Here is an 11,316-nt window from a genome sequence, read left to right as displayed (position 1 = left end):
TTAGACATCATGAGATACATACTATTAATTACGATCACATTATTAGCACTTTTAATTTCATCCTGCGATGTTGTAGACAATATCACAGGAAGCGATGATGACACCGTCAACCTATACCCTGTTCGCATCGACGGTGAGTGGGGTTATATCAACAAAGACGGAAAGATCATCCTGGAACCTGAGTTTCAAAATGCCGGTGCCTTTCATGAAGGCATGGCTACCGTAAGGCACTCTTGGGGTTGGAAATACATAAACAAGAAAGGTGAGATAAGCATCGAGGGCAATTTCAGTAACATTCGACGCTTTTCTGATGGTAAAGCTGCTATACAGTTTGAAGGCAGATGGGGATTCATCAATAAAAAAGGAAATTTTGTTATAAATCCTAAATTTAGGGATGCCTCTCATTTCTCCGATGGTCGTGCTTTCGTTCGCAGTATTGACTACTCCAATTATTACTATATAGACGAAAACGGTAACCGCATTGAAGCCATTGGATTACCTAATAATATTGATTACGTGGAAGAAAGTGAATTTAGAGATGGCAGAGCTCTGGTTCGTGACAATGACCTGTTTGGTTACATTGATAAATCAGGAAAAACCGTGGTTGAATTGAAATATGCAGAGGCAAAACCATTTTCTGATCAGATGGCTGCCGTTAAAGTGAGTGACCGATGGGGTTTTATTGGGATAAACGGTAATGTCACTATTTCCCCTCAATTTATAAGTGTTGGAAACTTTGGAAATGGTTTGGCCCCTGCGAGGATCAACTCAAATTCTTTCGGTTACATCAATAGATCAGGTGAACTTGTTATAGAAGAACAGTTCCAACAGGCCGGAACTTTTAGTGAAGAACGCGCGCCTGTACTCATCAATGATAAATGGACATTTATTGATAGATCGGGCAATCAGATCACTTCACCAAAATTTGATGAAGTTGAACCATTTTACAATGGTTTAGCCCGTGTTATCATTTACGAACCGGTGGAAGATGAGATCGAAGAAAACTATGGATATATCGATAGATCCGGTAATTATGTCTGGTTTCCAACTCGTTAAGGCCTAATTTTTTGTAACAATCGGCTGTTCTGTGTCTCTTTTAAATAAATAAAAAAGGACAACCGTTATGATCAGTGAACAAATAATCCAAGATTACCTGGAACAGGAGCACGAGAATGATGAGATCAAGTACAGAATAAAGGTCTCTCTTCTGGTGCTATCCGTTATCTTTCTGCTATTGCTTTCCAACTAAATAGTTACGTTACTGTATTCATTATTTGAATTATTTATCACAAGATATGAATGCAGATCGTCCACCCTACTGGCTAAAGATCATTATAGCTATTGTTATTTGTAATTTGGTTGGGCTGGCAGCAAGTACCGTTACCATTGATGCCATTCCCGGCTGGTATGCATCTCTCAACAAACCATCATTTAATCCTCCAAATTGGTTATTTGGCCCCGTATGGACTACCTTATACATTCTGATGGGGATCTCAGCTGCTATGATCTGGCAAATTGGTATGAACCGACAGGATGTAAAGCATGCTTTATCTGTTTTTGGTATCCAGCTTATGCTCAACGGGATCTGGTCTTATCTGTTTTTTGGGTTTCAAAGTCCTCTTATTGCTTTCATTGAGATCCTGCTTTTACTCGGTATGATCATTCTAACGATACTCCGCTTCAAAGAACTCAAACCTCTGGCTGCCTGGCTGTTGATCCCCTATCTACTGTGGGTAAGCTTTGCATCCATCCTCAATTTTTCCATCTATACCCTAAATTAAAGTGATTCATTTTAATGGGTAGACGATTAAGAAAATTTACAATAGAGTAATATATTTATTGTAACATTACCGATATGTAAGTGATGGGTAAGAAATGAATATTAATCTTATTATGGGTAAATGAGTACAAAGTTCAATGGGGCAGATCCCAATACATCGGGTTTGAAGTATTATGGGCAAAAACGGCCGGATTTTGCAGTTGTGCCAAAAGAAGGTCAGGAATCGGTGTGGGATTATCCCAGGCCGCCGATCATCGAAAAGGAAGAACGGGAGGTTTTGATCATTTTTGAAAATAAGATCATTGCCAGAAGTACCAATGCCCTTAAGGTTAAAGAAACAGCAAGCCCCCCATCTATTTATATACCCAAAGAAGACCTTAATAATAAATACCTAAAGAAAACTCAGGGGGTATCCAGGTGTGAGTGGAAAGGTGAGGCAATTTATTGGGATGTAATTGTGGATGATAAAGTAGCTGAAAAAGCAGCGTGGTGTTATCCTCAGCCCAAAAAAGAATTCAATAAAATTATGAGCCACTTTGCCTTCTACCCCTCGAAATTATATTGTTATCTGAATGGCGAACATGTACAGCCTCAACCGGGAAAATTTTATGGTGGTTGGGTAACTAAAGAGATCATCGGCCCTTTCAAAGGGGAATCTGACAAAACCTATTTGTAATACAACTCTCTACTTTTCACATTATTTATAATAAGAACGGTCCCTATTTCTTTCAGAACTGAGGATTTGAACTTATAATAGCCAAAACCTCTAACCAATTGCCCACTTATGCTTACAAAACAACGTTCTATTCTGACACTTGTGGCGGTCCTATTAACCGGTTTCAGTTATGCACATGCACAGGTTGATGAATCCTACTTCGATTACATGGATATCTTTGACCTGCAGATGGTCGCAAGTCCCCAGATCTCACCAGATGGTAACACCATTGTATATCAAAGGCATCAGTTTGATGTGATGACAGACCGCAGAATGGTCAATCTTTGGACCATTGGGTTCAACGGTGAGGATCATAAACCACTTACATCCGGAAAATCAGGTTATGGTAATGTGGTCTGGTCGCCTAATGGCAACAGGATCGCATACACATCAAGTGAGGAAGGATCCAGTCAGATCTTTGTGCGATGGATGGATTCCGGAATTTCAGCTTCTCTCACTAATCTAACAGAAAGTCCAGGTAACCTTAGGTGGTCACCCGATGGAAGCATGTTACTCTTTTCAAAATTTGTTCCGGCTAATTCATCTCAAAGAATAGCACAACTACCTTCACCTCCGGAAGGTGCAGAATGGGAAAAACCGGCACAGGTCATTGATGATGTCGTTTACAGAAGAGATGGAGGTGGATATGCTGAGAAGGGGTATAATCATATATTTGTGATCTCTGCAGAAGGCGGTTCACCCCGTCAACTTACGCATGGTGATTACGACCACGGTTCTGCTTCATGGGCTCCTGATGGCAATCATATTATTTTTACAGCCGATCGAACAGGAAATGCCGAACTGGACCCAAATAATGAGCAGGTCTACGAAATGAACATTGAAACTGGTGAGATGACACAGATCACTGATAAACGAGGCCCGCACAGCAACCCAAGGATCTCACCAGATGGTAAACTGATAGCGTACACCGGGTACAAGGATGAATTTGTGGGATACCAACTTACCGATCTTTATATAATGAACCGGGACGGTTCAAACCTCCGAAAGATCTCAGATGATTTCGAACAGGATATTTCATCCATTAACTGGGCCTCAGATAGTCGCTCCATCTTTTTTGGATACACTGAGGAAGGTGATAGTAAAGTTGGTAACATTAAATTGAATGGCGAATATTCAAACGTTGTGGCAGGCCTGAGTGGGGCCACTATTGGCCGGCCATACAGCGGTGGCTCTTTTTCTATTGCAAAGAACGGACGCATTGCCTATTCAGTTGGATCCCCCACAAAACCGGCCGAACTGGGTGTGGCTCACTTCCCAACACGGATGGCACCTAAAACTCTGACGAACCTGAATGAACAATTTCTGAAAGCAAACAAGCTCGGCGCTGTCGAGGAATTCTGGGTGGATTCTTCTGTGGATGATTTCAAAGTTCAGGGCTGGATCATCACTCCTCCTGATTTTGACCCAAATAAGAAATATCCCATGATCCTTGAGATACATGGTGGACCATACTCGAGCTATGGACCTCAGTTCACGCCCGAATTACAACTTATGGCAAGCCGAGGCTATGTAGTGGTTTATACGAATCCTCGTGGCAGCACCAGTTATGGTCCGGATTTCGCTTCCTACATCAATCTCAATTACCCAAGTGAAGATTATAACGACTTAATGGATGCAACGGATCATGTGATCGGTCAGGGTTATATTGACGAAGATAATTTATTTATCACCGGTGGTAGCGGTGGTGGTGTACTTACCGCATGGTCGATTGGGATGACCGATCGTTTTGCAGCTGCCGTTGTAGCCAAACCGGTCATAAACTGGTATAGTTTTGCCCTCACAGCAGATGGTGCTGCTTTTTACAGTAAGTACTGGTTTTCTAAACGACCCTGGGAAGATCCCGAACAATACCTCGAGCGTTCCCCTATCTCTCTTGTAGGCAACGTAAAAACCCCAACCATGCTATTAACTGGTGAACAGGATTACAGAACACCAATGAGTGAAACTGAGCAATATTATGCTGCACTCAAAATTCAGGACATTGATGCCGTAATGGTTAGAATTCAGGGATCCGGTCATGGTATTGCCGGCAAACCAAGTAACCTGATCCGCAAGGTTGGTTATATTGTTGGATGGTTCGACAGGTATAAAAATTAGATCTATGGCAATGACCTTCCCGTAAGGTTCATTATGATCTAACTTTTTAAGTTTTATAAGAGTCAGTTCAGGCTACCAAGTGAACTGACTCTTTTATTTTTAGGGGTAGAATTGTTTTCTCTTAAAATTTTCTTCTTAAAACAGTTCCTAATCGATATCTTTTCGAAAATGAATATCCATCCAAAAACTAACTGAATGCTCTTTGCGGTAAGCCTTCCATTTCTGAATGAAATTGTAGCTCTGTTTCTGGTCAGCGTTGTCATTGCATACATTTGCTATAAAATCAAACTGGTTCCCATTGCCGGATTTCTTATTGCCGGGGTGATCATCGGTCCCAATGCGCTGGCTCTTGTTCAGGATATTGAACTGGTGGATATGCTGGCTGAGATCGGAATCATCCTATTGTTATTTACTATTGGTATTGAATTCAGCCTGGAAAAACTGGCTCGTATCCGAAATGCCATATTAGTAGGTGGTGGACTTCAGGTAATTTTTACAATTGCCTCGGTCGTTGGGATATTGCTGTTGTTTCAGGTTGATTATAAGATCGCGATCTATACCGGATGTCTGGTAGCTTTAAGCTCTACAGCCATTATTTTGGGATTATTAAGTGAGCAAGGTAAAACCGATACTCCTGTAGGCCGGTTATCACTGGCAGTACTGATCTTCCAGGATCTTGCCATCATAGCGATGGTGTTGCTGGTACCAATTTTGTCCGGCCAAAGTGATTCCATTTCGGATGTATTCTGGGTATTAGGAAAAGCTATTGCTTTGATCGCATTAGTAGTATTTTCGGCCCGAAAGATCGTGCCCTGGATCCTCGAAAAAGTTGCTCAAACCCGTCGTCAGGAGCTTTTTCTTTTAACCGTTATGGCTATCTGTTTTGGAACGGCTGCCCTTACAAACTTAGCCGATGTCAGTCTTGCACTTGGGGCCTTTCTTGCCGGTCTGGTTGTGAGTGAAAGCCATTACAGTGACCATGCCCTCAGTGAGATCCTCCCATTGAAAACCATTTTCAACGCTGTATTCTTTGTTTCTGTCGGCATGCTTCTTGACCTTCAGTTTGTACTCGATAACCCTCTGCTTTTACTCGGAGTTGCTTTCGGTATTTTACTTCTCAAATTCATTATCAGTTCAGCCAGTATTTTGGTCTTGGGATACCCGGTCAGGGTTGCCGCAGCTACCGGACTTGTTCTTGCTCAGATCGGTGAATTCTCATTCGTACTGGAACGGGCAGGTCGGGCTGCAGGCCTAACTCCCGGAGGTTTTGGCGAAGTTGGCTCCCAAACTTTTATCGCAGTATCTGTACTACTCATGCTGCTCACTCCACTAATGTTAAAAGTGAGCCCAAATGTAGGGGAACTCCTTTCAAAAACGCCCCTCAGAAAATTGGGGTCAAATCGGGAAGATTCAACGGATGAGGTTCAATCCACCGACCTTGAAGACCATGTCATCCTGGTAGGCTACGGACCCGCCGGACGTAACCTCGCAAAAGTATTCAGTGAGACAGAAATTCCGTTTGTGGTTATTGAGATGAATCCACAATCTGTTAATGAAATGCGTAAGAATGGCATTAATGCTATTTATGGTGATGCCTCCAGAACCCACATTCTTGAACATGCAGGGGTTTACAAAGCTAAACTCTGTGTGGTTGTCATCAATGATCCAAGAGTCACTCCACGAATCATTAAACTTGCCAACTACCTAAACCCTACCATACAGGTAATTGCCAGAACCAGGTACATGTCAGAGGCTGAATCACTTAAAGAAGCTGGAGCTCATCAGGTAGTCCCTGCTGAAATGGAGACTACGGTCAGACTCTTTTCTAATGTGTTAAAATCATATATGATCCCTGATGAAGAGATAGAACAACACATACGCGAACTGCGAAAAGAAGATTATCAGATAATTAGAGGAAGTATTGAAGAAGCTCATCTTATGGTACTTCAGGGCTTGAACGATGAAGGCTTACACACACGTGCTGTATTAGTCCGTGAAGGATCTTTTGCTGCTGGCAAATCACTTGGTGAACTCATGTTAAGAAATAAGTATCAGATCACTGTTCTTACAGTTCATCGGGGTGATAATAATTTTGGAAACCCTGCCGGCGAATTTACCCTTAAACCCGGTGACAGGCTCATCATGGTTGGGCTTGCCGATCGTTTCGCAGAAGCAGCAGAGATCTTCCGTGAAAAAAATATGCCAGATGATTTGAAAGAGGTCTGATCTACTTATGCTCTTAATAATCTTTATTTTATATCGATGTTATTTTTCTTCATATAAGTTTCACACTTCACATCTATAATCAGGGCGTTAAGTGCGATTTGAAATGTTTTTACAAATCTTTGTGGAACAAATCAGGTTTTGATGTCTCTTAATAGGAAATAAAGCAATGTAAGTGATAAATATTAATTTTTTTTAATATTAGAGTTTACTAACTTACTTATGTATTCAACTAAATCACCTGTTATGAAAAAAGCACCTATTTCATTCATACAAAAGGTAAATGCAGCCATCAAAGCATATTTTGATAAAAACCCGAATGATCTTATCGCATTATCCTTCGGCATCTTAGTTTTTGCTTTTATTTTTCTGATTACCCCTCAAATTCCTCAAAAATCTACCTCCACCCTCGCTGACCAACCGGAAGCAGTACAAGAAACTGTTAAGCAGGAAAACACAGACCTAGATGACAATTCCATCAAAAATGACAAAAAAGTCGTACTGAAAGCTACATTGAAGTAATATCTCTTTTTTGGCTACGGCTTATTTCCAGGCTCCAAGGATCAACCCCATCAGCGTATAGACGACCACCCAGAATCCCCCGTTTATGAAAATATATTTCCAAGATTTTCTTTCATAAAGGGCATTAACTCCAATAGCCATGGCTACCCATCCAAATCCGGCCAGGAATCCGTAAATGGCTCCTTCCTGCAATCCTACTTCATTTCCAAAGAACATAGCCAGACAGTAAGCCATTATGAATTGAAAGATCAGGGTAAACCCAAAGATCTTGACCATATTTCCTCCCTGAATATCACTTTCTGTAAGTCCAGTAGCTTCCATCCATTTTTTTCCGAATACAGGACCATACCAAAGAAATCCTACAGCAAAACCCACAAGAGAGGCAGCAATAATTGCTAACCAGTTAATTGTAACACCTTCCATTTACATCCTCCGTTAATTTATTGTCGAAGAGGTAGTTATGCGCTTTATTAACACAAATTGAACCCTCACTTCATTAGGAATTAACAAAAAAAGGACGGCTTCTACAATACACCGTAAATAAAGCTGTACTAAATGAGTAATTAACACAGCTTTTGTATTAATTTTCTTACCTTTAAAGCTGTATTAAATCTGAAAAAAACACACTATGACGTATCCTGATTTTAATCAGACTGTACCAATTGACGAGATCGGAGTTAATGAACGGGTTTCCCGGTTAAACTCACGCAGTATTAAGAAAAGTTCAAAGGTACAGGCTCTAAAACTTGCACTCAGTATGATAGACCATACTACCTTAGAGGGCAGTGATTCCCCCGGCAAGGTCAGACAGTTGTGCAAAAAAGCAAAGCACCCCTATCCTGCCATACCTGAACTGCCAACAGTTGCAGCAGTTTGTGTATATCCACGATTGGTCAGTGTGGCTAAAAAGGAGCTAAAAGGTACTGACATTCATGTTGCAAGTGTAGCCACTTCATTTCCTAGCGGCCAGGTTCCTCTTTCCAACCGATTGGATGATACACGTTTTGCAGTCAATGAAGGAGCAGATGAGATAGATATGGTGATCAGTCGTGGTGCCTTCCTTAATGGTGAATTCAGTTTAGTTTTTGATGAGATAGCCGCTGTTAAGGAAGCTTGCGGTGAAGCTCACTTAAAAGTTATTCTCGAGACCGGAGAGCTTCAAACTTTAGAAAATGTCCGAAAAGCAAGTGATCTTGCCATGCATGCGGGTGCTGATTTTATTAAAACTTCGACCGGTAAAGTTAGCCCGGCTGCAACTCAACCTGTTACATTGGTGATGCTGGAAGCCATCAGGGATTTTTATTATGACACAGACAAAATGATCGGCATGAAACCTGCCGGAGGTATCAGAACTGCGAAACAAGCGATCCAATATCTGGTATTAGTAAAAGAAACCCTTGGTTCAGCCTGGTTGAATAAAGATTACTTTCGATTTGGGGCTAGTTCACTTACTAATGATATACTGATGCAGATCGTTAAGCAAGAAACAGGTCGATATCAATCCTTGAATTACTTTAGCAACGATTAAACTCCTTATAATAGATTTTCAATTTTAGATTACTATTGCCATGTCCAACACTGAAACTAAAGAAGTTCCTTTTAAACCAACCTCTCCTAACTCAAAACTGGATTTTGCTTCTGTCTGGGAGTATGACCCCGCACCACAAGATTCAGACTTTGCTGAAGTAAAAGAACGTTACGATCTCTTCATTGATGGAAATTTCGTCAAACCATCAAAGGGGCGGTATTTTAAAAGTACCAACCCGGCCTCAGAAAAGGTGATCACTGAATTTGCAGAGGCTACGCAGAAGGATGTAGATAAAGCCGTTAAGGCTGCTCGAAAAGCATACGAAGGAGAATGGTCACGAATTTCAGCAAAGGAACGAGGTAAGTATATTTACCGCATCGCCAGAATGATTCAGGAAAGAGCCCGGGAATTTGCCGTGCTTGAAAGTATGGATGGCGGAAAACCGATCCGGGAATCACGTGATGTTGATATACCGTTGGTAGCTGCCTATTTCTTCTATTATGCGGGATGGGCTGATAAATTGGAATATGCGTTTCCCGGAAAAAAACCAGAACCTCATGGTGTTTGTGGACAGATCATTCCCTGGAATTTCCCAATGCTGATGCTGGCCTGGAAGATCGCTCCTGCCCTTGCTGCAGGTAATACCGTTGTTTTAAAACCGGCTGAAACTACTTCCCTGACAGCCCTTAAATTCGCTGAATTAATCAAAGATTGCGGACTACCGGATGGAGTTGTGAATATTGTTACGGGAGCCGGCCAGACGGGAGCTGAGATCGTTAACCATAAGGATATCGACAAGGTCGCATTCACAGGTTCAACAAAAGTGGGCAAACTTATTCAAAGCTCCCTTGCCGGAACCGATAAAAAGTACACACTTGAATTAGGCGGTAAAGGAGCCATGCTCATTTTTGAAGATGCTCCTATTGACCAGGCTGTTGAAGGAATTATCAATGCAATTTACTTCAATCAAGGGCATGTTTGCTGTGCCGGTTCACGATTGTTGGTTCAGGAAGGAATAGCAGATAAGGTCATTCAAAAATTAAAGGACCGACTTGCAACACTTATTGTCGGCGACCCACTTGATAAGAATACAGATGTTGGAGCCATTAATTCCAAAGAACAGTTCGAAACTGTGAATAAGTACCTGGAACTGGGTGTTGAAGAAGGAGCAGACATTTATCAAAGTCAATGTGAAATTCCAGAGAGTGGTTATTTCATTCGACCTACCCTGTTTACAAATGTCTCTCAATCAAACTTAATAGTTCAGGAGGAGATATTTGGCCCTGTTCTGACAGTTCAAACTTTCAGGACAGCTGAAGAAGGTATTGAAAAAGCCAATAACACCCCATATGGCCTTGCTAACGGAGTCTGGACAGACAAGGGATCCAAGATCTTCAAGGTAGGAAGTAAAATGCGTTCAGGGGTGATCTGGGCGAATACATACAATAAATTTGATCCAACTTCCCCATTTGGCGGTTATAAAGAAAGTGGTATTGGCCGGGAAGGCGGAATGCATGGATTGGCAGCATACATTAAGAATTAAATAAGATCTGAATAATGGCTGAAGACAGAATTGACATCAAGAAAACATACAAAATGTATATCGGCGGTGACTTTCCCCGAAGTGAATCAGGAAGAACTTATAAGGCATTGAATGCAGATGGAAAACTGCTTGCTAATGCCTGTCAGGGTTCCCGTAAGGATTTTCGTGACGCAGTGAAGACAGCGCGATCTGCATTTAATGACTGGAGTAGCAGAAGTGCTTACAATCGGGGCCAGATCCTTTATCGTATAGCTGAAATGCTGGAAGATCGCAGGGATCAATTCATGAAAGAACTTGGCCCAATAGGTTTCAAGACAGCTGAAGCCGAAGCCGATATTAATGCTTCTATCGATAGGTTGATATACTATGCCGGTTGGACCGATAAATACCAACAGGTCTTTGGGGCGATCAATCCGGTTGCAAGTTCTCATTTCAATTTCAGTATGCTAGAACCTACAGGGGTTGTCGCTGCCTTTGCACCTGAAAAGAGCCCACTACTTGGATTGGTTTCAGTTGTGGCACCGATCATTGCCGGAGGAAATACATGTGTCATACTGGCCTCAGAAGAATTTCCACTTCCTGCTATCAGTTTTGCTGAAGTATTAAATTCATCTGATGTTCCAGGCGGGGTTGTGAATATCCTCACAGGTTCCCGTGAAGAATTAGGGGAACATTTTAGTTCCCATATGGATGTAAATGCTATGTGTTACACAGATGAACTTCCGCAGGAAATGAAAAAATTAATAGATGAAAATGCTTCACTGAACGTTAAAAGGGTTGTTAAACGACAAATTAAAGATTGGTACGAAAAGGAAGCCCAATCCCCCTATTTTGTTACTGACTTTCAGGAAGTAAAAACGACCTGGCACCCGGTAGGATATTAAGGA

General features: G+C 41.6%; 11 protein-coding genes. 10 read left to right on the top strand and 1 reads right to left on the bottom strand.

Annotated features, from left to right (window positions below):
* Positions 1 to 9: 9 nt before the first annotated feature.
* The 7 genes from AC13FX_RS12100 to AC13FX_RS12070 all read left to right on the top strand — a co-directional run bounded on the left by AC13FX_RS12100 (position 10) and on the right by AC13FX_RS12070 (position 7,358).
* Positions 10 to 1,056 (top strand): WG repeat-containing protein, encoded by a 1,047-nt coding sequence (locus AC13FX_RS12100; RefSeq protein ID WP_482880968.1) that lies wholly within the window; start codon positions 10 to 12, stop codon positions 1,054 to 1,056.
* Between the two features lie 67 nt (positions 1,057 to 1,123).
* Positions 1,124 to 1,249 (top strand): hypothetical protein, encoded by a 126-nt coding sequence (locus tag AC13FX_RS12095; RefSeq protein ID WP_482880966.1) that lies wholly within the window; start codon positions 1,124 to 1,126, stop codon positions 1,247 to 1,249.
* Between the two features lie 46 nt (positions 1,250 to 1,295).
* Positions 1,296 to 1,781 carry a TspO/MBR family protein gene (locus AC13FX_RS12090; RefSeq protein ID WP_482880964.1) on the top strand — a complete coding sequence of 162 codons (486 nt, stop codon included), beginning with the start codon at positions 1,296 to 1,298 and terminating at the stop codon, positions 1,779 to 1,781.
* A 120-nt stretch (positions 1,782 to 1,901) separates the two neighbouring features.
* The gene (locus tag AC13FX_RS12085) at positions 1,902 to 2,456 is read left to right on the top strand and encodes a DUF427 domain-containing protein (protein ID WP_482880963.1); all 555 of its coding nucleotides are present in this window, start codon (positions 1,902 to 1,904) and stop codon (positions 2,454 to 2,456) included.
* Between the two features lie 108 nt (positions 2,457 to 2,564).
* Complete coding sequence (locus AC13FX_RS12080) at positions 2,565 to 4,613, top strand: S9 family peptidase (RefSeq protein ID WP_482880962.1); 2,049 nt, start codon at positions 2,565 to 2,567, stop codon at positions 4,611 to 4,613.
* Between the two features lie 195 nt (positions 4,614 to 4,808).
* Positions 4,809 to 6,839: a monovalent cation:proton antiporter family protein gene (locus tag AC13FX_RS12075; protein WP_482880961.1), complete on the top strand. Its 2,031-nt coding sequence runs from the start codon at positions 4,809 to 4,811 to the stop codon at positions 6,837 to 6,839.
* Between the two features lie 243 nt (positions 6,840 to 7,082).
* Positions 7,083 to 7,358, top strand: a complete 276-nt coding sequence (locus AC13FX_RS12070; RefSeq protein ID WP_482880959.1) for a hypothetical protein — start codon at positions 7,083 to 7,085, stop codon at positions 7,356 to 7,358.
* Positions 7,359 to 7,379: 21 nt separating this feature from the next.
* Here AC13FX_RS12070 and AC13FX_RS12065 read toward each other — a convergent pair whose 3' ends face one another.
* The gene (locus tag AC13FX_RS12065; protein ID WP_482880957.1) at positions 7,380 to 7,781 is read right to left on the bottom strand and encodes a DUF1761 domain-containing protein; all 402 of its coding nucleotides are present in this window, start codon (positions 7,779 to 7,781) and stop codon (positions 7,380 to 7,382) included.
* Between the two features lie 205 nt (positions 7,782 to 7,986).
* Here AC13FX_RS12065 and deoC point away from each other — a divergent pair, with 205 nt between their 5' ends.
* From deoC to AC13FX_RS12050, 3 genes are read left to right on the top strand one after another with little or no spacing between them, the layout of a single operon-like run.
* Positions 7,987 to 8,886 (top strand): deoxyribose-phosphate aldolase, encoded by a 900-nt coding sequence (gene deoC, locus AC13FX_RS12060; RefSeq protein WP_482880956.1) that lies wholly within the window; start codon positions 7,987 to 7,989, stop codon positions 8,884 to 8,886.
* 40 nt (positions 8,887 to 8,926) lie between these two features.
* The gene (locus tag AC13FX_RS12055; protein ID WP_482880954.1) at positions 8,927 to 10,429 is read left to right on the top strand and encodes an aldehyde dehydrogenase family protein; all 1,503 of its coding nucleotides are present in this window, start codon (positions 8,927 to 8,929) and stop codon (positions 10,427 to 10,429) included.
* A gap of 14 nt (positions 10,430 to 10,443) precedes the next feature.
* Positions 10,444 to 11,313, top strand: coding sequence for an aldehyde dehydrogenase family protein (locus tag AC13FX_RS12050; RefSeq protein WP_482880953.1), 870 nt, complete (start codon positions 10,444 to 10,446; stop codon positions 11,311 to 11,313).
* The last annotated feature ends 3 nt before the right edge of the window (positions 11,314 to 11,316 follow it).

It is taken from the genome of Gracilimonas sp. B-17 (assembly GCF_056857935.1).
Note: the sequence above shows the minus strand (reverse complement) of the source record. Positions and strands in the feature narration are given on the sequence as shown.